General features: G+C 72.7%; 22 protein-coding genes and 1 riboswitch. Of the genes, 12 read left to right on the plus strand and 10 right to left on the minus strand.

Going from position 1 to position 20531, the window contains the following annotated elements; translation table 11 throughout:
- Positions 1-123 precede the first annotated feature (123 nt).
- Both OO62_RS15370 and OO62_RS15375 read right to left on the minus strand, forming a co-directional pair.
- Positions 124-1281 carry an ABC transporter ATP-binding protein gene (locus OO62_RS15370; RefSeq protein WP_033267965.1) on the minus strand — a complete coding sequence of 386 codons (1158 nt, stop codon included), beginning with the start codon at positions 1279-1281 and terminating at the stop codon, positions 124-126.
- Positions 1282-1354: 73 nt separating this feature from the next.
- Positions 1355-2056, minus strand: coding sequence for a response regulator transcription factor (locus OO62_RS15375; protein ID WP_033268116.1), 702 nt, complete (start codon positions 2054-2056; stop codon positions 1355-1357).
- 263 nt (positions 2057-2319) lie between these two features.
- Between OO62_RS15375 and OO62_RS15380 the strand changes: the two genes are divergently transcribed.
- Positions 2320-3216, plus strand: a complete 897-nt coding sequence (locus OO62_RS15380) for an NADP-dependent oxidoreductase (protein WP_033267966.1) — start codon at positions 2320-2322, stop codon at positions 3214-3216.
- Positions 3217-3281: 65 nt separating this feature from the next.
- On the opposite strand, the gene OO62_RS15385 is transcribed toward OO62_RS15380, so the two are convergent.
- The 3 genes from OO62_RS15385 to OO62_RS15395 form a co-directional block, all read right to left on the minus strand.
- Entirely contained in the window at positions 3282-4274 is a 993-nt protein-coding gene (locus OO62_RS15385) for a hypothetical protein (protein WP_033267967.1), read from the minus strand.
- A 110-nt stretch (positions 4275-4384) separates the two neighbouring features.
- A complete protein-coding gene (locus OO62_RS15390) occupies positions 4385-4987 on the minus strand; it encodes a hypothetical protein (RefSeq protein WP_033267968.1) in 603 nt (200 codons plus the stop codon).
- A 112-nt stretch (positions 4988-5099) separates the two neighbouring features.
- On the minus strand, positions 5100-6128 hold the full coding sequence (locus OO62_RS15395; protein ID WP_051733221.1) for a cation diffusion facilitator family transporter: 1029 nt from the start codon (positions 6126-6128) through the stop codon (positions 5100-5102).
- A gap of 239 nt (positions 6129-6367) precedes the next feature.
- On the opposite strand from OO62_RS15395, the gene OO62_RS15400 reads away from it, so the two are divergent.
- The 4 genes from OO62_RS15400 (at position 6368) to OO62_RS15415 (ending at position 9506) form a co-directional block, all read left to right on the plus strand.
- Complete coding sequence (locus OO62_RS15400; protein ID WP_228332486.1) at positions 6368-6628, plus strand: hypothetical protein; 261 nt, start codon at positions 6368-6370, stop codon at positions 6626-6628.
- A gap of 148 nt (positions 6629-6776) precedes the next feature.
- Positions 6777-8063: a bifunctional cobalt-precorrin-7 (C(5))-methyltransferase/cobalt-precorrin-6B (C(15))-methyltransferase gene (locus tag OO62_RS15405; protein WP_033267970.1), complete on the plus strand. Its 1287-nt coding sequence runs from the start codon at positions 6777-6779 to the stop codon at positions 8061-8063.
- A 97-nt stretch (positions 8064-8160) separates the two neighbouring features.
- The gene (gene cobM / locus OO62_RS15410; protein WP_033267971.1) at positions 8161-8940 is read left to right on the plus strand and encodes a precorrin-4 C(11)-methyltransferase; all 780 of its coding nucleotides are present in this window, start codon (positions 8161-8163) and stop codon (positions 8938-8940) included.
- A 185-nt stretch (positions 8941-9125) separates the two neighbouring features.
- Positions 9126-9506 carry a hypothetical protein gene (locus OO62_RS15415; RefSeq protein WP_051733223.1) on the plus strand — a complete coding sequence of 127 codons (381 nt, stop codon included), beginning with the start codon at positions 9126-9128 and terminating at the stop codon, positions 9504-9506.
- A 9-nt stretch (positions 9507-9515) separates the two neighbouring features.
- Here the strand turns inward: OO62_RS15415 and OO62_RS15420 are convergent, their stop codons facing one another.
- Positions 9516-10727, minus strand: coding sequence for a cobalt-precorrin-5B (C(1))-methyltransferase (locus tag OO62_RS15420; RefSeq protein WP_033267972.1), 1212 nt, complete (start codon positions 10725-10727; stop codon positions 9516-9518).
- Positions 10728-10744: 17 nt separating this feature from the next.
- On the opposite strand from OO62_RS15420, the gene OO62_RS15425 reads away from it, so the two are divergent.
- Positions 10745-11530: a cobalt-precorrin-6A reductase gene (locus OO62_RS15425; RefSeq protein WP_033267973.1), complete on the plus strand. Its 786-nt coding sequence runs from the start codon at positions 10745-10747 to the stop codon at positions 11528-11530.
- Between the two features lie 117 nt (positions 11531-11647).
- Here the strand turns inward: OO62_RS15425 and OO62_RS15430 are convergent, their stop codons facing one another.
- Positions 11648-11869, minus strand: a complete 222-nt coding sequence (locus tag OO62_RS15430; RefSeq protein ID WP_106974859.1) for a hypothetical protein — start codon at positions 11867-11869, stop codon at positions 11648-11650.
- A 142-nt stretch (positions 11870-12011) separates the two neighbouring features.
- On the opposite strand from OO62_RS15430, the gene OO62_RS15435 reads away from it, so the two are divergent.
- From OO62_RS15435 to OO62_RS39600, 6 genes are all read left to right on the plus strand, one after another.
- Entirely contained in the window at positions 12012-12833 is an 822-nt protein-coding gene (locus OO62_RS15435; protein ID WP_033267974.1) for a helix-turn-helix domain-containing protein, read from the plus strand.
- A complete protein-coding gene (locus OO62_RS37915; RefSeq protein ID WP_077192882.1) occupies positions 12830-13063 on the plus strand; it encodes a DUF397 domain-containing protein in 234 nt (77 codons plus the stop codon). Before OO62_RS15435 ends, OO62_RS37915 begins: the two co-directional genes overlap by 4 nt.
- Complete coding sequence (locus OO62_RS15440) at positions 13033-13593, plus strand: hypothetical protein (protein WP_033267975.1); 561 nt, start codon at positions 13033-13035, stop codon at positions 13591-13593. Before OO62_RS37915 ends, OO62_RS15440 begins: the two co-directional genes overlap by 31 nt.
- 244 nt (positions 13594-13837) lie before the next feature.
- Entirely contained in the window at positions 13838-14200 is a 363-nt protein-coding gene (locus OO62_RS41720; protein WP_398741496.1) for a type VII secretion target, read from the plus strand.
- 6 nt (positions 14201-14206) lie between these two features.
- Entirely contained in the window at positions 14207-15886 is a 1680-nt protein-coding gene (locus OO62_RS15450) for an alpha/beta hydrolase (protein WP_033267977.1), read from the plus strand.
- Between the two features lie 305 nt (positions 15887-16191).
- Positions 16192-16479: a hypothetical protein gene (locus OO62_RS39600; protein WP_129322985.1), complete on the plus strand. Its 288-nt coding sequence runs from the start codon at positions 16192-16194 to the stop codon at positions 16477-16479.
- A gap of 47 nt (positions 16480-16526) precedes the next feature.
- On the opposite strand, the gene OO62_RS15455 is transcribed toward OO62_RS39600, so the two are convergent.
- Genes OO62_RS15455 through cobG form a run of 3 tightly spaced genes read right to left on the minus strand, consistent with a single transcriptional unit; the run spans position 16527 to position 20202 of the window.
- A complete protein-coding gene (locus OO62_RS15455) occupies positions 16527-18092 on the minus strand; it encodes a precorrin-2 C(20)-methyltransferase (RefSeq protein ID WP_033267978.1) in 1566 nt (521 codons plus the stop codon).
- A gap of 2 nt (positions 18093-18094) precedes the next feature.
- Positions 18095-18727, minus strand: a complete 633-nt coding sequence (locus OO62_RS15460; protein ID WP_033267979.1) for a precorrin-8X methylmutase — start codon at positions 18725-18727, stop codon at positions 18095-18097.
- Positions 18724-20202: a precorrin-3B synthase gene (gene cobG, locus OO62_RS15465; RefSeq protein WP_228332485.1), complete on the minus strand. Its 1479-nt coding sequence runs from the start codon at positions 20200-20202 to the stop codon at positions 18724-18726. Before cobG ends, OO62_RS15460 begins: the two co-directional genes overlap by 4 nt.
- A 166-nt stretch (positions 20203-20368) precedes the next feature.
- A riboswitch (cobalamin riboswitch) is annotated at positions 20369-20497 on the plus strand.
- The last annotated feature ends 34 nt before the right edge of the window (positions 20498-20531 follow it).

The following is a 20531-nucleotide window of genomic DNA, read 5'->3' on the forward strand; positions in this document are numbered from 1 at the left end:
GGGCAGGTGTTTCACGTGAAACGCCACCGAGGCAGTCAGGGCCGGCGTGTCAGGGGAAGCGGCGCCAAGCCGGCCCCGCTGCTGTTTCACGTGAAACCGGCCCCGCCCACCCCTGAGGCGTGCTCACTCGGTGGGCACCGAATCCACCTCGGCCCGCTCCCGCGGCACCCCCCGCTCGTCCGAGTCGATCGTGCGGCGCAGCGCCTCATGGAGCGTGGTCGGGGTGAGCACCCCCAGGAAGCGCCGGCTGTCCAGGACCGCGATCCAGCCGGCGTCGTGCTTCAGCATTTCGCTGAAGGCGGCCTTGAGGGTGCCGGTGACCGGTACCCACGCCTCCATACGGCGGGCGTGGTCCGCGACCGTGCCGTCCCTGCCGGCCAGTTCCTCGGTGCCCACCCAGCCGTGCAGGGCGCCGTTCTCGTCGAGCACCACCGCCCAGCGGGCGCCCTCGGCCCGCAGGCGCCGGGCCGCCCCGGCGGCCGGCTCCCCGAGACGGGCGAACGGTGGGCGTTCCAGGTCCCCACGGTCGATGCCGGTGACCGACAGCTGTTTCAACGCCCGGTCGCTGCCGACGAATTCGGCAACGTAGGGGGTGGCCGGGGCACCCAGGACGCTCGCCGGGGTGTCGTACTGCTCGATCCGGCCCTCGCCGTAGACCGCGATCCGGTCGCCGAGCCGGATGGCCTCCTCGATGTCATGGGTGACCAGCAGCACCGTCTTGTGCATGGTGGCCTGGAGACGCAGGAACTCCTTCTGGAGCCGTTCACGGACGACCGGGTCGACCGCGCCGAACGGCTCGTCCATCAGCAGGACGGGCGGATCGGCGGCCAGCGCCCTGGCCACCCCGACCCGCTGGCGCTGACCGCCGGAGAGCTGTTCGGGATAGCGCGAGCCGTGGACGGCCGGATCGAGGCCGACCAGTTCGAGGAGTTCGGCGGCCCGCTCGCGTGCCTTGGCCTTCTTCCAGCCGGTCAGGAAGGGCACCGTGGCGGTGTTGTCGAGGACGGTGCGGTGCGGGAAGAGCCCGGTCTGCTGGATGACGTAGCCGATCCGGCGGCGCAGCTGGACCGGGTCGACGCCGGCGACGTCCGCGCCGTCGACGTAGATCTTCCCGTCCGTGGGGTCGATGAGCCGGTTCACCATCATCATCGTCGTGGTCTTGCCGCACCCTGACGGCCCGACGAGCGTCACCAGCTCCCCCTCCTCGACCTCGAAGGAGAGGTCGTCGACGGCGGTGGTGCCGTCGGGGTAGCGCTTGGTGACGGACGCGAACCGGATCATTGCGCCATTGAATCCCGCTGCCCCGGGGCGGTCCCGTCATGCGGGCAATCGGGTGGGGCGCGGCCACGGGCCGTCAGACGTCCGCGCCGTCCCCGCCGTCCGGCCCGCCGGTCATCCGGTATCCGGCGCCCGGCACGGTCTCGATCAGCGGCGGGTCGCCGAGCTTGGCGCGCAGCGTGCCGAGCGTGACGCGGACGGCATTGGTGCGGTAGCTGGTGTGCTCCTCCCACACCTCCTCGATCAGGTCGTCCCCGCTGACCACCGCGCCCCGCGCGCGCAGCAGTACCTCCAGCACGCCCAACTCCGTGTGCGACAGGGCCAGCGGCCGGCCGTCGCGGGCCGCCAGCCCGCGGGCGGTGTCGACGGTGACGCCGGCGTGCGCGATGACCGGGGCCGGGACGGGCCGGGGCCGCCGGCCCAGCGCCAGGACCCGGGCGAGCAACTCCTCGTGCGTGAAAGGCTTGGTGAGGTAGTCATCGGCACCCAGCCCCAGTCCCAGCCCCGGGGCGTCGGGCCGTTGGTGGACCGTGCCGGGGGAGGTCAGCATCAGTACCCGGGTCAGCAGCCGCTGGCCGATCACCTGCCGGCAGACCTCGTCGCCGTGCAGGCCGGGCAGATCGCGGTCCAGGACGAGCACGTCGTACCCGCCGAGCCGTAGTTTCGCCAGCGCCTCACGGCCGTCACGGGCGGTCTCCGCCGTGACCGCGTCGCGGCGCAGCCCCGCGCCGATCGCCTCCGCGAGGGACTCCTCGTCCTTCACCACCAGAACGCGCATGGGGTCCATATGTACCCGAGGAGCACCTTTCTTCGAGGGAGGCGCCCGGGCCGAACCGCCGTCGCCGGCCGGGCCCCGGCGGGTCCGGCCGGGTCCGCCCGGCGGGGCCGTACGAGTTGCTTCCGCCGCACCGCCTCTCCTCCTGCCGCGTCCGGCCGCACCGGCGTGCTTACGATCCACTTCGGCCACCGGTCGGACGGGTGGAAGGGAACGCCACGATGAGAGCCGTAGCAGTCAGCGCATTCGGTGAACGGCCGCAGCTCATGGAACTGCCACAGCCCGAACCAGGGCCCGGGGAGGTTCTGGTGCGGCTGTCCGCAGCCGGACTCAACCCCATCGACTGGAAGCTCGCCGACGGCATGTTCGGTGACGCCGTCCCGGCGTCCTTCCCCCTCGTGCTGGGGTCGGACGGGGCGGGCGAGGTGCTCGCGATCGGCCCCGGCGTACGGCGGTTCACCGTCGGCGACGCGGTGTTCGGCCAGTTCCAGCGCCCGCAGCACGGCGGCGGCTCGTACTGCGAACTCGCCCTCGCCGACGAGGACCGCATCGCGCACGCCGCGCGCAGCGTCACCTACGCGACCTCCGCCGCGCTGCCGACCGCCGGCATGACCGCGTACAACCTGGTCGAGGAGACCCGGATCAGCGAGGGCAAGCGGGTGCTGATCGTCGGCGCGACCGGCGGCGTCGGCACCTTCGCCACCCAGCTCGCGGCCGGCCGCGGCGCCGAGGTGATCGCCACCTCCCGCCCGGGCATGGCGGAGCTCATGCGGAATCTGGGCGCCGCGGAGACCGTCGACCACACCGCGGGGCCGGTCGCCGACCAGGTCCTCGCGGCCCATCCGGACGGCGTGGACGTGCTGATCGACATGGCCGGCGGACCCGGGGAGTTCGCCGAGCTGACCCGGACCGTACGCGACGGCGGCACGGCCGTCTCGCTCATCGGCTCGGCCGACGCGGACGAGCTGACCGAGAGCAACCTGCGCGGCTTCAACTTCGTCAACCGCCCCTCGCCGCAGCTCCTGGAGATCCTCGCCGGCCATGTCGACGCGGGCCGGCTCACCGTCCTCGTCGGCCGCGAGGTCGCCCTGGAGGAGGCGCCGGAAGCGCTGGAGGCCAGCCGCACCGGACGGGCGCAGGGGAAGACCGTCCTCGACATCTGAACCGCCGTCCCGGACACCTGAACCGGCCTGGACGCCCTGGGACGTCCAGGCCGTCCGGGCCGCCGTCACGGGTGGCGGCCGGCCGTCCCCGTTCGCCACGCCCGCCACGCCCGCAGGGCCGGCGGCCCCGCCGCGGCCAGCGCCGCGGTGAGCGTGCCCGCGGCGAACACCAGCCAGACGCCGGTGCGCAGCGGGCCGGTCAGGGCGTCGGCGTAGGCGTCCGCCGCGGGCCGGGAGACCATCGGGGGCAGCGCGTCCAGGGCCCGGCCGCGCGCCAGCGCGAGCGCCGCGGTCAGCAGGGCGGCGGCCGCCGCGCAGCCCGCCCCCGCCCAGATCAGTGCCCGCCGCCGGCGCCGCGCCAGCAGCAGGCCACCGCACAGCGACAGCGTGGCGGCCGGCGGCAGCAGCAGCGCCCCGTCCCGCACCGCGTCGTAGACCGCCCGGATCCGCGGCACGTCCGGGGCCCGGAGCAGCACGATCTCCACCCCGGACCGCGGCACCCGGCGGACGAGGTCCAGCCCCGTGCCGCCCTGCGACAGCTGGTGCCTGACCCGCTCCAGCACCGGGGTCAGATCGAGGGTGACCGGGGAGCGGCCGGAGGCGGCCAGGGTGCCGTCGAGGGTCCGGTGGGCGGTCCGGTGCACCCCGTTCCACAGGGCGGGAAAGCCGCGGCCGGTGACGACCTGGCGGACCTGCTTGGCCACGAAGTCGCGGATGCCGCGGGTGAAACGGGTCCGTACGGCCGGGCGTTCGGCGGGCGCGACGGCCCTGAGCAGCCCGTCGAGCCGGACGTGCGCCATCACCCCGTCGGTCACGTCGTCGACGACGGCCTTCTGTACGGCGTCGTTCCCGGCCAGCGGCGCCACCGCCGCCACATAGCTGTCGGTCTCGGTCAGTTCGGCCCGGGCGCGGGTGGCCGCCAGGCCGAGCGGCAGCAGCAGCGCCCCCACCACGAGCAGCACCCCGCCGGCCACGGCCCGGCCGAGCCCCCGCCCCCGCGGCGGCCGCTCCCCCGCCGTCACCCGCCCGCCGGGGCGTACGGGTGCGCTCGCTGACATCGCGTCGTCCTTCCTGGCGGTGGACTGCGGCCACCTTCCAGGCAAGTACCGGCGCCCGCCGCACGCGACCGGGGCCGGTGCCAACGGGTGACCCCCGCGCGGCCCGGCAGTCAGCCCGCGCGTGCTGCCCGGGACCGGCGGACCGCCCGCACCACGCCGGGCCCCAGCAGCGCCGCCGCCGCGGCGCCCACCGCCCACCCCGCCCAGTTGTCGCCCGCGCTCGCCGGGCGCGACTCCGGGAGGTCGTCGACATCGCCCGAGCAGGCCGCGGGGGCGTAGGACTCGTTCACGTAGACACAGGCGGTGGCGGCGGCGCGCAGGGTGCCGGGAGCGGCGGACGTGGCCGGGCCGGGGCGGTCGCCGAGGATCGCGCTGGCGGTGAACACCTGGACGTCGTGGGCCGGCAGATCGGCGTGCCAGGTGACCTGCTGCTGCCCCATGCCGTGGCCCCGGACGAGCCCGCCGGGCGCGGTGGCGGAGGTGGTGGTGGCCGGCATCCGCTGCTCGATGCGGGCGCCCTGGACCGCGTCGGCGCCGAGGTTGTGCACGGTGACGCGGTAGTCCAGCCGGCGGCCCGACTCGGCGTCGTCGGTGCCGTCGGTCACCTCCACCGTCACGGAGACGGAAGGGGGTGCCTGCGGGGCGGAGGCGGCGGCGAACGGGCCGGGGAGCGTGGCGGCGCACAGCAGTGCGCAGACAACGGCGGTTCTCATGCCGTCATCCGAGCACCGCGGCCCCCGCCACCGGCGGCAGGCGGCCCGCGCGCGGCCCGGGTTCACCCGAGTGAGGGGCGGGCCGGGCCGGGGACGGGAACGGGCCCGGGGCTCAGGGGCGGCGCGGCCCCTGGCGGTGCACCGGCCCGTGCGTGTCCTCGCAGTGCTCGCCGCCGGGCCGCTCCGACCCGTCGGCGGGCGCGGGGCCGGGCCCCGGGCCCAGCGTCAGCACGTCGTCCGCGGAACCCTGTTCGCCGAGGTGGTCGACCTGGAGGGTGGCGTGCGTGATGCCGTACTCCCCGCTCAGCAGGCTCTGGAGGTTCCGGCGGACCTTGTGGCAGTCGCCGCCGGGCGCCACCAGGATGTGCGCGGACAGCGCCGGCTGCCCGGAGGTGATCTGCCAGATGTGCAGATCGTGCACCTCGACGACCTCGTCCCGGGAGACCAGCTGCTCGCCCAGCGCGTCCGGGTCCAGGCCGGCCGGTGCGGCCTCCATGAAGATCCGCCCGGACTCGCGCACCAGCCCCGTACCGGCCCGCAGCATCAGCGCCACGACCACCAGCGAGGCGATGGCGTCGGCCCGCGTGAAGCCCGTGGTGAGCACGATCAGACCGGAGATCGCGGTGGCGACGAAGCCGAACAGGTCGGTGAGGATGTGCTGGTAGGCGCCCTCGACGTTCAGGCTGGAGCGGTTGGCCCTGGACAGCAGCCAGGTGCAGATCAGGTTCACCACGATCCCGGACAGCGCGGTGATCAGCACCAGCCCGCCGGTCACCGCGGGCGGCGAGATCAGCCGCTGCACCGCCTCGTACGCCAGCCACACCGACAGCAGCAGCAAGGTGATGCCGTTGGCCTGCGCGGAGAGGATCTCGGCGCGCTTGAGCCCGTACGTGTAGCCGCCGCGCGCCGGCCGGGCGGCCAGCCGCATCGCGATCAGCGCCAGCACGATCGAGACGGCGTCGGTGAGCATGTGCGCGGCGTCCGAGATCAGCGCCAGCGACTGCGCCAGCACGCCGATGACGACCTCGACCGCCATGTACGCGGTGAGCAGCAGGAGCGCTGCCCGCAGCCAGCGCCGGTCGGCGTCCGGTGACACCCCGTGCGAGTGGCCGTGCCCGTGGCTGTGCGCGTGCTCGGTCATGTCGGCGCTCCTTCCCGAGGGCTCGTTGCGAAGCAAACCGCACTTCGGCAAAAGATCCAAAGGCTGCATCGGTGACCGTTGTCATTCCCGTCGAACGGCCGATCGTGCCTGGTCAGAGCGGTGCGGACGGGCGCGCGCGGAATCCGGGAAACGGACGGTCCCGAGGGCGGGCGGGCTCCGGCCGGCGCCGGGCGGCAGCCGATAGCATCCGGCGACACGACCGCTACGGGGGGAACGACATGGCGGAGAACCGGCGGTCCGCACCGGGCCGGGGCCAGCTCCTGGCGACGCTCGGCCTGGTGGCCGCCGTCGCGGTGCTGGCCACCCACCACGAGGGCCTCCCCTTCTGGCTGGGCTCCCTGCTGGGCGTGGCCGCCGTGCTCGGCTGTCTGGTCTGCTTCGACGCGCCCCGCGGCGGCTGGCAGTGGCTGCTGGCGGTGGTGGGCTTCTGCACGTCGTTCCTCTTCGCCGGCCAGTTCCTGATCGCCCTGCTGAGCTGAGGGCGGGGGCGGTCCGGGACCGCAGCGGTCCTGCTCACGGTGCCCGGCCGGCCGCTGCGCGCACCGTCCCGGTCGCGGAGGCGCACCGACCGGTCAGTAGAGTTCGGCTCCGTCACCGAGCCAGTCTCCGATTTCGAGGTATCCGGCAGTGAGCCCCGCACCACCCGCCCCGGCGGATCCCGACCGCCTGACCGTCGTCGGCATCGGAGCCGACGGCTGGGCCGGGCTGCCCGCCGCCTCCCGGCAGGCACTGTGCGACGCCGAGGTCCTCATCGGCGGCGCCCGGCAGCTCGCGCTGCTGCCCGACCGGTGCACGGGCGAGCGCGTCCCGTGGCCGTCCCCGCTGCGCCCCGCCGTCGCCGGACTGCTCGCCACGTATGCCGGGCGCAGGGTGTGCGTGCTGGCCAGCGGCGATCCGATGTTCTACGGCATCGGGCGGACCCTGACCGAGGTGCTGGCGGAATCCGCCGCGGAGTCCGCCGGGTCCGCGGGCGCCCGGCACCCCGGCCTCCGCGTCCTGCCGCACCCCTCCTCCGTGTCCTACGCCTGCGCCCGCCTCGGCTGGCCGGTCGAGGACACCGAGGTCGTCACGCTCGTCGGACGGCCCGCCGAGAACCTCCTCCGCGCGCTGTACGACGGCCACCGGCTGCTCGTGCTGTCCGCCGGGGCCGGCACCCCCGCCGAGGTCGCGGCCCTGCTGCGGGCGCACGGCTTCGGCCCGACCCGGATGCGCGTACTGGAACAACTCGGCGGTGAACGCGAGCGGTTGACCGAGGGCCTGGCCGCCGACTGGGACGCACCGCCCGCCGACCCGCTCAACGTCCTCGCCCTCGACCTCGCCCGGGCCCCCGGCACCCCGCCGCTCTCCACCGTCCCCGGCCTCCCCGACACCGCCTACGAGCACGACGGCCAGCTGACCAAGCGTCATGTCCGCGCCGCGACGCTCGCCGCGCTGGCACCGGCCCCCGGCGAACTCCTCTGGGACATCGGCGGCGGCTCCGGCTCCATCGCCGTCGAATGGCTGCGTGCCCACCGCGGCTGCCGCGCCGTCAGCGTCGAGCGGGACGCCGTACGGGCCGAGCGGATCGGCCGCAACGCGCGCTCGCTCGGGGTGCCGGCGCTGCGCGTCGTGCACGGTCCGGCGCCCGCCGCGCTGGCCGGCCTGCCCACGCCGGACGCGGTGTTCATCGGTGGCGGGCTGACCGCCCCCGGCCTGCTGGACGCCTGCTGGGAGGCGCTGCCCCCGGGCGGCCGCCTCGTCGCGAACACCGTGACGCTGGAGTCCGAGGCGCTGCTCGCCGACCGCTACCGGCGGCACGGCGGCGAACTGGTCCGCCTCGCCGTCTCCCACGCGGTACCGGTGGGCGGCTTCACGGGATGGCGGCAGGCGATGCCGGTCACCCAGTGGTCGGCGGTCAAGCCCCCGGCGGGGTAGCCACCCGTCACCGCGCCCGCGGTGGGGCCGCCACCCGCCGCGAGGGGCACCCGCCCGTCCCCCCTCCCGTCCCCGTCCCCCAGGAGACCGAACAGCCATGACCGTCCACTTCATCGGCGCGGGACCCGGCGCCGCCGACCTGATCACCGTGCGCGGCGCCCGGACGCTCGCCGCCTGCGGAGTGTGCCTGTACGCCGGCAGCCTGGTGCCGCGTGAGCTGCTCGCCGAGTGCCCGCCCGACGCGCGCCTGATCGACACCGCGCAGCTGGACCTCGACACCATCACCGCCGAGATGATCCGCGCCCACGAGGAGGGGCACGAGGTCGCCCGGCTGCACTCCGGCGACCCGTCGGTCTTCAGCGCGGTCGCCGAGCAGATGCGCCGGCTGGACGCGGCCGGGGTGCCGTACGACGTGGTGCCGGGCGTCCCCGCCTTCGCCGCGGCGGCCGCGGCCCTCAAGCGCGAGCTGACCGTGCCCACCGTCGGCCAGACCGTCATCCTCACCCGCGTCGCCCAGCGCGCCACGCCGATGCCCGAGGGCGAGGACCTCGCCACGCTCGGCCGCAGCGGCGCGCTGCTGGTCCTGCACCTGGCCGCGATGTACGTCGACCGGGTCGTCGACGAACTCCTGCCGCACTACGGCGCCGACTGCCCGGCCGCCGTCGTCGCCATGGCCTCCCGCCCCGACGAACTGGTCCTGCGCGGCACCCTCGCCGACATCGCGGGCCAGGTGAAGGCCGCGGGCGTGGTCCGTACGGCGGTGATCATCGTCGGGCGCACGCTGGGCGCCGAGCAGTTCCGCGACAGCCATCTGTACTCGGCGGACCGGGAGCGCCCGCACGGGCCGTGCAACGCCGGTCCGTACGACCGGAGCTGACGCTCGATCAGTCCGTGACACCGTCAGCAATGGGGTCAGCTGGGACATCTGACTGATTATATGACCGCATCGGGGTGAATGTCCGTTATCCGGCCCGCGGGGGCCGGTAAGCAACGTGCAACACCCAAGGGAGACCGCATCAACGGAGCACGAGCGGATCAACCGAAACGAAGGAGCACGCCACGATGCGCACCAGACTGGCCGCCGGATCGGTCGCCGCCGCAGCCCTGCTGACCCTCTTCGGCAGCAGCGCCGCCCTCGCCGACAACGCGCCCACCACCCCGCGGACCACCACCGACCCCGCGCCGACGACCGACCACTCGCGCTGGATGCACGACGACTACGCCGGCCGCACCCCCGCCACCGACTACGCCGGCCGGACCCGCGAGTCCACGGCCCGGACCAACGACCGCCAGGAGCGCCCGGACTGGATGCGGGAGAACCCGCTGCGGCTGACCACCTGCGCCCTCGGGACGGCGCTGACCGCGCTGACCGGCAACGGCCGGGACTGCGTGGGAGACCGGATGGGCATCCACGTCCGGGCCGCCCAGAGAGGGCGCAAGTAGCGCGGACGCCTAGCGGGACGGGGTGTTCCGGCGCGCGTCGCCGGGCCCCCGCGGCTCCGCCCGCCCCACCACCAGCCCCGCCCGGTCGATGCAGATGACGTCGACCGCGACGGGCGCACCCCGCAGCACGGCCAGCGCCTCGTCCCGTGCCGTCGCCGCCACCAGGTCCCCCAGCGGGACCCCGGCCGCCGCGCACAACTGGAGGGCGGCCAGCCCGGTGTTGGCCTCCGCGACCGCGCCCGCCAGCGCCTCGTCCGCCCCGCCGCGCCGGGCCAGTTCCGCGAGGAAGCCCTTGTCCACCTGCGACCGCGCCGAGTGCAGATCGAGGTGGCCCGCCGCCAGTTTGGACAGCTTGGCGAATCCGCCGCAGATGGTGAGCCGGTCCACGGGGTGCCGCCGGAGGTACTTCAGCACCGCCCCCGCGAAGTCCCCCATGTCCAGCAGCGCGTCCTCGGGCAGGCGGTGCAGCGCGACCACGGTCTTCTCGGACGTGGACCCCGTACATCCGGCCACATGCGTACGTCCCGCCGCACGTGCCACATCCACCCCGCGCCGGATGGAGTCGATCCACGCCGAGCAGGAGTACGGAACGACGATCCCGGTGGTGCCGAGGATCGACAGCCCACCCAGAATGCCGAGCCGCGGGTTCCAGGTGCTGCGCGCGATCTCCTCCCCGTGATCGACCGAGATCTCCACCTCGACGTCCGGCTCCGCGCCGGGTGCCGCGGCGCCGCCGCAGCGGCGGGCCACCTCGGTCAGGTGCTCCCGCATCATCTGCCGCGGTACGGGGTTGACCGCCGGCTCCCCGACGTCCAGCGGGAGCCCCGGCCGGGTCACCGTCCCGACCCCCGGCCCGGCCTTGAACACCACGCCGGACCCGGGCGGCAGCACCCGCACCCGCGCGCGGATCAACGCGCCGTGCGTGACGTCCGGGTCGTCGCCCGCGTCCTTGACCACCCCGGCCATGGCGCTGCCGGACCCGGCGTCCAGCTCCTCCACCGCCAGCGCGAAGGACGGCGTCTGCCCCTTCGGCAGGGTGATCGTCACCGGGTCCGGGAACTCGCCGCTCAGCAGCGCGGTGTACGCGGCCGTGCTCGCCGCCGTCGCACACGCACCGGTCGTCCAGCCGTGCCGCAGCCCGGTGTGCGCGAGCTGCGCACCACGCCCTCCCGCGGCCTGCCCGGTGCCCGGCCCCGTACCCTGCGGTTGCGCTTCACCCACGGAGGAACCCACATCCCATGTCCGACGCAGCACGCCCGCCACGCCACGTACTGATCCTCGGCGGTACGACCGAGGCCCGCCGCCTGGCCGCGACCCTGGCGGCGGAACCGGAGCTGCGCGTGACGTCGTCGCTCGCCGGCCGGGTCGCCGCCCCGCGGCTGCCCGCCGGGGAGGTCCGCATCGGAGGATTCGGCGGCCCCGACGGCCTCGCCCGCTGGCTGCGCGAGCACGCGGTGGACGCGCTCATCGACGCCACCCATCCTTTCGCCGGCACGATCAGTTTCCACGCGGCCCGGGCGGCCGCCACCGCCCATGTTCCCCTGCTGGCCCTCCGCCGCCCCGGCTGGGTGCCGGGACCCGGCGACACCTGGCACCAGGTCACCTCCCTGGACGAAGCCGCCGCCGCCCTCCCCGCCCTCGGCAGCCGCGTCTTCCTCACGACGGGCCGGATGGGCCTGGCCCACTTCGCCCACCTCACGGACCTCTGGTTCCTGGTCCGCTCCGTGGACGCCCCCGAGCCCCCGCACCCGCCCCGGATGGAGGTGCTGCTCGACCGCGGCCCCTTCACCCCGGACGGCGAACGCGCCCTGCTGGCCACCCACCGCATCGACGTCCTCGTGACCAAGGACAGCGGCGCGGCGGCCACCGCCCCGAAATTGGCGGCGGCCCGCGAGGCGGGAATCCCGGTGGTGGTCGTACGCCGCCCTCCCACACCGGAAGGAATTCCGGAGGCAGCCGACCCGGCCGAGGCAGCGGAATGGCTCCGGCACCTTTTCCGCTTCAGCGGGGCCGATTCACACTGAACCGATTGGCTTCCCGCACCCGCCGCACCAATTCCGCTATCCGCCGACTCGCGGCTTCCGCGTTCCGCGCCCTGCGTGCCGCCTCCGGCTCTTTCTCTTCGCCGCCCGCCGAACCGTTCACCGAACGTCCCCGCGCAACGCCCCGGCCAGCCGACGCGCGGTCTGCGGCGTGCACCGCCCCAGGTCGACGAGCGGCCGGGGAAAGTCCCCCACCAGCGACACCCCGTCCAGCGCCAGCGAGGGCAGGGTCACGCCCGCCCCTTTCAGAGCCGCCCGCAGCTCGTCCCGCGCGTCCTCCGCGTCCTTGACCGTCCGGGCCGCCCGGCTGCGTTCCACCATTTCTCTTTCTTCCCTCTCGCTCGATTCGGATCCTGGCGAGTGATGCCAACTCCGTTGCTGCTCACTAGAGTTATGGACCCGACGCCGCTGGCGAAACGAAGCCGGCGTTGCCGGGTGGAAAGGCAACAAGGGGAGAGTGGGGATGGTCGAAAAGAATTCCGAGAACGAGGATTCCGCCCGCTGGGTCCTCGCCTGCGAACTCCGCCGGTTACGCGAGGCATCCGGAAGATCCCTGGCCCAGCTGGCCGAGGAGACCAACTACGACCGCACGTACCTGCACCGCCTGGAAACCGGCGAACGCCTCTCGAAGCTCCCGGTCATGGAGGCCCTGGACGCGGTCTACGGGACGGGGGAGTTGTTGGTGCGGTTGTGGCGGTTGGCGCGGCAAGACGCCTTCATGGACCGCTACAAGCTGTTCATGCAGCACGAAGCCAACTCGACGATCATGCACAAGTACATGCTGGGGATCCCGGGGCTGCTGCAGACGGAGGGCTACGCCCGTTCAGTCTTCGCTTCGGCTCCCATGCCGGTCGACCCCGATGAGCTCGATGAACTTGTCGCCGCACGCATGGGCAGACAAGAACTGCTGCGGGCTTCACCTCCCCCCTGTGTGCGGGTGATTCTGGACGAGGCCGCCTTCATGCGACCCCCTCGTGATGCACAGATCTGGAGGGACCAACTGGTCCACCTCGTGGAGGCATCCAGGCGGCCCGGCATCACACTGCAGGTCCTTCGGTTCGCCGCGGGGCCGCATGACCTCGTAGGAGGATCGTTGTCGCTGCTGTGGATGGCGGACGGAACTGCCGTTGCCTATCTCGAAGGCAACAAATCGGGGGACTTGATCGACGATCCGTCAGAAGTCGCCCAGTACCGCTTGTCCTACGATCGCGTGCGGGACATGGCGCTCTCGCCGCAGGACTCTGCTTCATTCGTCGAGCAGCTACTGGAGGACAGCAGACCGTGAACACGAACCCCGGCCGAGCTTGCCGCGCCTGGCGTAAGAGCACCTACAGCAATGGCGGGGACGCCAACTGCGTCGAGGTCGCCGACGTCATTCCGGCTGCCGTTGTCCCCGTCCGGGACAGCAAGGACCCGCACGGCCCGGTGCTGTGCTTTCCGGCCGTAGCCTGGTCGTCGTTCATAGCCACGGTGAAGGGGGACCTGTGGACTGGGGGACGCTCGTCGCGACGGTGAGTGGTGGGGTGATCGCCATTTCCGGCACGGTGCTCGCCGAGAAGCTGCGGCGCCGTCACGAAAACGACCGCAGCAGCGAGACGCGACGGCGCGCGGTGTACGTCGAGTTCATCACGGCGGCCGGCGTCTGCCACGCGCGGCTGCGGCAGATCGCGCAGGACCCGGACGCCGAGGCGGACTGTGAAGCCGCCGCCCGGCTGGCGCTTACCGACGCCGGGATCCACGAGGTACGCGAGCGCCTGTACATCGACGCGACGACCGAGATCGCGGGCGCCGGACAGGCGATGTTCGAGCAACTCCGCGCCCTCCAGCGGGTCGTCGCAGCCGGCGCCCGGCATACGTCACCCGCCTTCCACGACGTCTACCACCCCTACCTGGACGCCGTCTGGGCCTATCGCGTGGCCGTACGCCAGGAACTGGAAGACGGCTCCTTCTCCCCCACGGCCTTCGGCTGGGAGGCGTGGGACGGCAGGGACCGGTGCGCGGTGTGCCGGGCCGGGCGGGACGAAGCTTTGGTCGCCGAGGCGTGAGCGAGGGCCTCCATTAGCCCACCGGGGCTCTACAGAGGCGCCTGAGTTGCTCACGTAGGGGCGCATTCCGGCAGATGGATTCTGGTTGAAAACTGGCCAGATCGCAGCTTGCTGAGGCTTGAACAGCCGACACCACGTAGGGTGACAGGCTGTCAAATGCCGGTTGAGCTGTAAAAACCGGTGCGCTTGAGGACCGCGGCAGGCTGACGCTGCCGCAACAGAAGAAACGGGGATCGGGGGAATCGTGTCGGGTGTCAAAGTAAATCCAAAGACGCTCAGATCAGCTGCCGGGCATGGCGAAGAGATGCAATCCGGGGTCGGAGCTGCCGTCGGAAATCTGAGTGCTCAGCATCAGGGCGTACCCGGGGAGACTGGGGGATTCGAATTCTCCGGCGAGCTCATAAGGACGCTGCAGAGTTGGCATGACCGGCTCGGTGACGTCAAGAAGGAGTGCGGCGAGGTCGCCCACTCGCTCAGGGGGACCGCGGACAACTACGAGCAGAACGACGAGCAGACGGCCAATGCCTTCCGGCCGGCTGCCGGTACCTCTGTTTCCGTCCGCCCGGCGATGCAGAGTGCTGCTCGCTACGACAGCCCCTTTGGATGACGCCCGATGACTCTGACCGTGCGAGACCTCCAAAACCTCCGCTTTTCCGCGCTGGAAGGCGCTAAGGATGAATGGGCGCAGATCGCCCGGCGCCTCGGGGGTTATTGCGACCGGGTGGACGCTCACATGCTCCGGCCGTTGAGCCATGACTGGTCCGGAGAAGCGGCCGACAAGGCGCAGAAGCGCATGACCCGCCTGAGCGACAACTTCCAGTTCAGCAGCCAGGAATGCGCCTTGGTGGAGACGACCCTGGACGGAGCCATCACCGAGCTCCGGGCGCAGCAGAAGCTCCTGCACCAGGTGCTGGACGATGCGACCAGCAAGGGCTACCGGGTGGCTCCGACGGGGGAGGTGATGTACGCCGACGAGGGGGACATACCCACCGGAGATCCTGACGCGGGAGTGCCGGCGAAGGAGCAGGAGCGGCTCGGTCTGGAGAACGACATATTCGACGCCTTGCGCGGCGCGGAAGAGATCGACGCGCGCTACCGCCTCGCGCTGGCGCAACTGCGGGTCGGCCGTGGGCTGTCCGTGAACGGTCTGGAATCGGGCAGGGATGCGGCAGCCATCTCCAAGATCGCGGGCGTGGCCGTCGGGCTCGACTCGGCTCCCGCGAAGGGCACGGACCCGAAGAAGGTCCGGGACTGGTGGAAGGGCCTGAGCAAGGAGGAGCAAGAGGAGCAACTGGCGCTCAACCCGAGCCTCATCGGCAACCTCGACGGCATTCCGGCAAAGACGCGTGACAAGGCGAATCGCGTCAACCTTGACCGGCTGATCGCCATGTATCCGCCGGGCACGCCGGTGTCACCCACCGTGGCGCGGCAGCGTGAGGGCTTCGAGGCAATCAAGAATCGCTTGGAGGGGGACTCGGGGAAGGAACCGGAACCGCTTCTGCTCGGCATCGGCCCAGAAGGTCAGGGACGGGCCATCCTGTCGTACGGAGATCCCGACACGGCGGACAATGTCGCTGCCTATGTGCCCGGGCTCAACACCCAGCTCAGGGATGTGGGGGCTGAAGACGGCGACCGTGCTTTGCATGTCTGGGATTCGGCTCAGGATGCCAGCGACGGACGTAAGACAACGGCTTCGATCGTCTGGTTGGGGTACGACGCTCCACAGGCAGACACGGACAGGCTCTCCGATAGTGACCTTTCGGTCGCTGACCGGGAGCGGGGCCAGAAGGGCGGTGCGGCCTTTGGGCAGTTTCTCGATGGCGTCCAGGCGACGCATCAAGGTGAACGTCCCCATGTGACGGCCATTGGGCACAGTTATGGGTCATTCACCGTGGGGCAGGCTGCCCAGCGCGAGGGCGGGATTCCTGCCGACGACATCATTCTGGTGGGAAGTCCCGGAACCGGAGCCCAGAGGGCCGAGCAGCTTGGGGTGGGAGCGGACCACGTGTGGGCAGGTGCAGCGGAGAGTGATCTGGTCACGCATGCCCCATCTGACTTTGAAACCCTCCCCGGCGGCGCGATAGCACATTTGATCGATCCGCACGAATTGCACTTCGGTCAGGACCCGGCCAGCGAGGAGTTCGGCGGGCGGCGGTTCGGCGTCGCGGACGGCGATTCTCCGGCCTCTCACTCCGATTACTTTGACGGGGATAAGGGTGGCGACTCGCTAGCTAATATGGGTGCGATTGTGGCTGGCCACCCAGAAAAAGTTACATTCCAGGGAAGGCGGTAAGGGTGATGGGTTGGCGGAAATTCTCCCTGGCAGCCGCCAGCATGACGCTTGTCTCGGGATGCCTTGGCGGCTGTTCGGTCCTGCGTGGGGATGACGACCCTGAGCCGACCCTGAACACGCATCAGGCTGTCAAGCGGGTCGACTCGGTTCTGGACGATACTTTCAAAGCGGTACGCCCCGGACTCAAGTGGCGCGATGGCCCAGTAAGAACGTCGGAACGCAGGAATTCGTTCACCAATACCGCAAATGGTGAATTGACTATTGGTAGGACTCGGTATGTGCGCACCAAGGTGTCGAAGGGGAAGATGACCAAGCTGCTTAGTGCGGTCGACAGGACTTGGAGAGCTGCGGGGTTCAAGATCGTGCAGGTGCGTCCCAAATTGCCCTCGCTTTCCGGTGCGGCGCCAGACGGCTGCATTGTTAAGTTCTCGGTAGGCGGCTTCGGGCAGGTTCGTTTCGATGCCGGTGTCGGTGCCATATCTCCCGGACACGGGTTTCACGTTGAGGGAGAGGAAGGCGACACATTTCCGAAGGCGCCCAACGGCGGCCCCGACTACACCCCAGACGTGCAGGATCCCTACTGGTCCAAGTAGCGGCATGGCCCCTGGGATCCAGGGGCCATCCGTCAGTTCCGGCCGCCCTACTTCTCCGGATACCTCCGCGGCGTCCAGACCACCTCCGTGCCGTCGTCTCGCCGTACCGCCTGGGTCTGGGACGAGCCCACGATCAGGAGGGTGCGCATGTCGACCTGGGTGGGGTCGAGGTCGGTGAGGCGGACGGTGCGGACGGATTCCTCGGGGCCGCCGATGTCGCGGGCGAGGATGACCGGGGTGTCCGGGGCGCGGTGTTCCAGGAGGAGTTCGCGGGCCTTGCCGACCTGCCACGTACGGCTGCGGGAGCCGGGGTTGTAGAGGGCGAGGGCCAGGTCGGCGGAGGCCGCCGCGTGGAGGCGTTCGGCGATGACTTCCCAGGGCTTGAGGCGGTCGGAGAGGGAGATGACCGCGTAGTCGTGGCCGAGCGGGGCGCCGGCGCGGGCGGCGGCGGCGTTGGCGGCGGTGACGCCGGGCAGGACGCGTACCGGGACGGAGCGGTACGGGTCCTGGGAGGCGACCTCCACGACGGCGGTGGCCATGGCGAAGACGCCGGGGTCGCCGCCGGAGACCACGGCCACCTTCCGGCCGCGCCGGGCCAGGTCGAGGGCCAGCTCGGCGCGTTCGGACTCGACCTTGTTGTCGGAGGCGTGCCGCTGCTGCCCGGGGCGTACCGGGACGCGGTCCAGGTAGGTGGTGTAACCGACGAGGTCCTCGGCGGCGGCCAGGGCGCCGCGCGACTCGGGGGTGAGCCAGAGGGGGCCGGCCGGGCCGGTGCCGACGACCACGACCTCGCCGGGGCCGGACGGGGCGGTGGCCTCGTCGGCCTCCGATCCGGGCGCGCGGTAGGACTGCTCGGCGACGCGGCTGGGGACGACCGTGACGGAGAAATAGGGGACCGTGTCGGTCTCGGGGTCGATGGCGGCGAGGGCGTCGGTGCGTTCGCCGGCCATGGTGGCGCGCTCGACGTAGTGGGCCTCCGGGAGGCGGCCGGAGCGTTCCATGGCGCGGCGGACGGTGGGGAAGGTGCGGCCGAGCTTCATGACGACGGCCGTGTCGGTGGCGGCGAGACGGGCGGTCAGTTCCTCCTCGGGGAGCGTGCCCGGGAGGATCGTCAGGACCTCGTCGGCCTCGGCGAGGGGCTTGCCCAGGCGGGCCGCGGCGGCGCTGATCGAGGTGACGCCGGGGATCACCTCGGTCGGGTAGCGGTGCGCCAGCCGCTTGTGCATGTGCTGGTAGGAGCCGTAGAAGAGCGGGTCGCCCTCGGAGATGACGGCGACCGTGCGCCCGGCGTCGAGGTGCGCGGCGAGGCGGGCCGCGGCGGCCTCGTAGAAGTCGTCCAGCGCGCCGCGGTAGCCGCCGGGGTGATCGGTCGACTCGGTGGTGACCGGGTAGACCAGGGCCTCCTCGATGTGGTCGGCGCGCAGGTGCTCGGCAGCTATGGAACGCGCGATGGAACGTCCGTGCCGGGCGCTGTGGTACGCGATGACGTCGGCGCCGGCGATGACCTGTACGGCCTTCACGGTCATCAGGGACGGGTCACCGGGGCCGAGGCCCACTCCGTAGAGGCGGCCGGTCGTCTGCGTACCGGGGCCGGGTGCCTGCTGCTCGCTCACGCTTACTCTTCCTCGCTTGCAATGGCGTTGATCGCGGCCGCGGCCATGGCGCTGCCGCCCCGGCGGCCGCGCACCACGATGTGGTCCAGCTTCGACGGGTGCGCGATCAGCGCTTCCTTGGATTCGGCGGCGCCGATGAAGCCGACGGGTATGCCGAGGACGGCGGCGGGGCGGGGCGCGCCCTCCTCGATCATTTCGAGCAGGCGGAAGAGCGCGGTGGGCGCGTTGCCGACCGCCACCACGGCGCCGTCCATCCGGTCCCGCCACAGCTCCAGCGCCGCGGCGCTGCGGGTGGTGCCCATCCGGGCGGCCAGCTCCGGGACGGACGGGTCGGCGAGGGTGCACAGCACCTCGTTGCCGGCCGGGAGCCGCTTGCGGGTGACGCCGCTGGCGACCATGTTGGCGTCGCACAGGATCGGCGCGCCGTCGCGCAGCGCCTTGCGGGCGCTCGCCACCACCTCGGGGGTGAAGGCCAGATCGCGTACGAGGTCGACCATGCCGCAGGCGTGGATCATCCGGACCGCGACCTGGCTGACGTCGGCGGGCAGCCCGGCGAGGTCGGCCTCGGCGCGGATGGTGGCGAAGGACTGGCGGTAGATCGCCGCACCGTCCTTCTCGTATTCGAACGCGGTCACTGTGGCCTCGTTTCCTGTGTTGCTGGTGATGCGTCCGGCCGTACGACCGAGACCTGGTAGCCGTCCGCCGTTGCCAGGACGTCGACCCAGGTGCCGTGGGGGTGGCCGCAGCGGCGTTCGCAGCCGGACCAGTAGACGGGCGCCCCGGGCGCGGGGGCCGGGGAGCCGCCGGGCACCGGCGCGCCCGCGGCGACCGCGTGCGCCAGGTCGGCGCGGACGTCGGTGCGGGACTTGGCGCAGCCGGGGCGGCCGGTGCAGGCGCCGAGCCGGTGCCAGGGCGAGGACGGGTCGGTGATCAGGCCGGCGGCGGACAGCGCGGCCAGCCGGTCGGCGGCCGCGGCGGCCGGCAGGCCGGGCAGGACGACGCCGCGCCAGGGCGTCAGGCGCAGTTCACCGGAGCCGTGCTGCGCGGCGGTGGCGGTGAGCAGGCGCCACTGGGCGGCGCTCAGCCGGCCCAGCGGAGCCAGGACAGCGAGCGCGTGGTGGCCGTCGGCGCCCTCGACGACACCCGGGGCGGAGGAGTCCGCCGCGGCCGGGGCGGGCCCGGCCGCGGGGGCCGCGTTCGGGTTCGGGTACGTCGCCGTGGGTCCGGTCGCGGGGCCCGGGTTCGGGTCCGTCGTCGTGGGTCCGGCCGCGGGGTCCGGGTTCGGGTGCGTCGTCGTGGGCCCGGTCGTCGCGGTGAAGGGCCGTGCCCCGTCCGGGACATGCGTCGCGGCGATGCCCGCCGCCCGCAGCGCCCCGGCCACGTCCCGGGCCGTCAGCGCGTGCTCTTCCGGCAGTTCGCGGACCCGCCAGGCGCCGGTGCCGCTCGCCTCCGCGGCGGTCAGGAACGCCTCGGCGGCGGCGAGTGCGGCGCGCGGGGCGTCCGGGCCGGCGATCCGCAGCGCTGCCGGGTCGTCACCGACCCGCAGCAGCGCGGTGCCCCCGTCGCCGTCCGTGCGCTCGCCCGCCCCGTCCCGTTCTGCGACCAAGCTCACATCGCCGCCGAGCGCCGCCACATCGCCCCGCCCGTCGTCCAGGACGAACAGGAAACGGCCGGACAGCGCGGTCGCGGACTCGCTTGCGCACAGCAGGGCGTCCAGGCGCCGGGCCCACCACCGCACGTCAGCGGGGGTGTGCCGGTCCAGTCCGGCCAGGGGGGAGGCGAGGATGTTGCGGATGCGCTCATGGCGGGCGGAGGGCAGCAGCCCGGCGTCGCCCAGCAGGCCGGCGAGCCGGCCGTCGCAGCCGTCGGGCAGGCCACGGAGTTCCACGTTCCCCCGGGAGGTGAGGGACAGGAAACCGTCCCCCAGCTGCTCCGCGGCGTCGGCCAGCGCGGCGGCCTGACGTACCGTCAAATCTCCGGCCGGGACGCGCACTCGGGCGAGCAGTCCGTCGGCGGCAGCATGCAGCCGCAGCGCCCCCGGGCAGGCGTCACCGCGGTCCCGTAGGGGCGGTGCGGACCCAAGGGGCCGGATCGAGGGGGAGGGCGGCATGGCGGCGAGCATACCCACGACGGCGGGCGGTGGATCCGGGGCGGATCCGGCCACGGACCGGCCGCGGCCGGGCGGGGGAGCCCCGCGCGACCGCAGCTCCCCGGGCCCGCTTACCTCCCCGGCCCACAGCCCTTACTATGCAGGTCGGTGGGTCGGCTGACCCGCCGGACGCCAGCGACGGCGCCGGGCCCTGCGGCCCGAGGGAGGAAGCCCGGTGAGAATCCGGCGCGGTCCCGCCACTGTGAACCCGGCCGGTCCGGGTGAGTCAGGAACTCCCGCCGTCCTTACGACCACCCGGGGCGCGGACACCCCGAGGAAGGGCTGCGCCC

Source organism: Streptomyces lydicus, assembly GCF_000717345.1.
Classification (GTDB): Bacteria; Actinomycetota; Actinomycetes; order Streptomycetales; family Streptomycetaceae; genus Streptomyces; species Streptomyces lydicus.

What these genes read in the sequence shown, in the direction of transcription:
- OO62_RS15370 (WP_033267965.1), bottom strand. Translation starts at nt 1,281, where the DNA reads ATGATCCGGTTCGCGTCCGTCACCAAGCGCTACCCCGACGGCACCACC.
- OO62_RS15400 (WP_228332486.1), top strand. Translation starts at nt 6,368, where the DNA reads ATGGCGGAGAACCGGCGGTCCGCACCGGGCCGGGGCCAGCTCCTGGCG.
- cobG (WP_228332485.1), bottom strand. Translation starts at nt 20,202, where the DNA reads ATGCCGCCCTCCCCCTCGATCCGGCCCCTTGGGTCCGCACCGCCCCTA.
- OO62_RS15430 (WP_106974859.1), bottom strand. Translation starts at nt 11,869, where the DNA reads ATGGTGGAACGCAGCCGGGCGGCCCGGACGGTCAAGGACGCGGAGGAC.
- OO62_RS39600 (WP_129322985.1), top strand. Translation starts at nt 16,192, where the DNA reads ATGACCAAGCTGCTTAGTGCGGTCGACAGGACTTGGAGAGCTGCGGGG.
- OO62_RS15415 (WP_051733223.1), top strand. Translation starts at nt 9,126, where the DNA reads ATGCGCACCAGACTGGCCGCCGGATCGGTCGCCGCCGCAGCCCTGCTG.
- OO62_RS15435 (WP_033267974.1), top strand. Translation starts at nt 12,012, where the DNA reads ATGGTCGAAAAGAATTCCGAGAACGAGGATTCCGCCCGCTGGGTCCTC.
- OO62_RS15385 (WP_033267967.1), bottom strand. Translation starts at nt 4,274, where the DNA reads ATGTCAGCGAGCGCACCCGTACGCCCCGGCGGGCGGGTGACGGCGGGG.
- OO62_RS15380 (WP_033267966.1), top strand. Translation starts at nt 2,320, where the DNA reads ATGGAACTGCCACAGCCCGAACCAGGGCCCGGGGAGGTTCTGGTGCGG.
- OO62_RS15375 (WP_033268116.1), bottom strand. Translation starts at nt 2,056, where the DNA reads ATGCGCGTTCTGGTGGTGAAGGACGAGGAGTCCCTCGCGGAGGCGATC.
- OO62_RS15390 (WP_033267968.1), bottom strand. Translation starts at nt 4,987, where the DNA reads ATGAGAACCGCCGTTGTCTGCGCACTGCTGTGCGCCGCCACGCTCCCC.
- OO62_RS15425 (WP_033267973.1), top strand. Translation starts at nt 10,745, where the DNA reads ATGTCCGACGCAGCACGCCCGCCACGCCACGTACTGATCCTCGGCGGT.
- OO62_RS15395 (WP_051733221.1), bottom strand. Translation starts at nt 6,128, where the DNA reads ATGACCGAGCACGCGCACAGCCACGGGCACGGCCACTCGCACGGGGTG.
- OO62_RS15450 (WP_033267977.1), top strand. Translation starts at nt 14,207, where the DNA reads ATGACTCTGACCGTGCGAGACCTCCAAAACCTCCGCTTTTCCGCGCTG.
- cobM (WP_033267971.1), top strand. Translation starts at nt 8,161, where the DNA reads ATGACCGTCCACTTCATCGGCGCGGGACCCGGCGCCGCCGACCTGATC.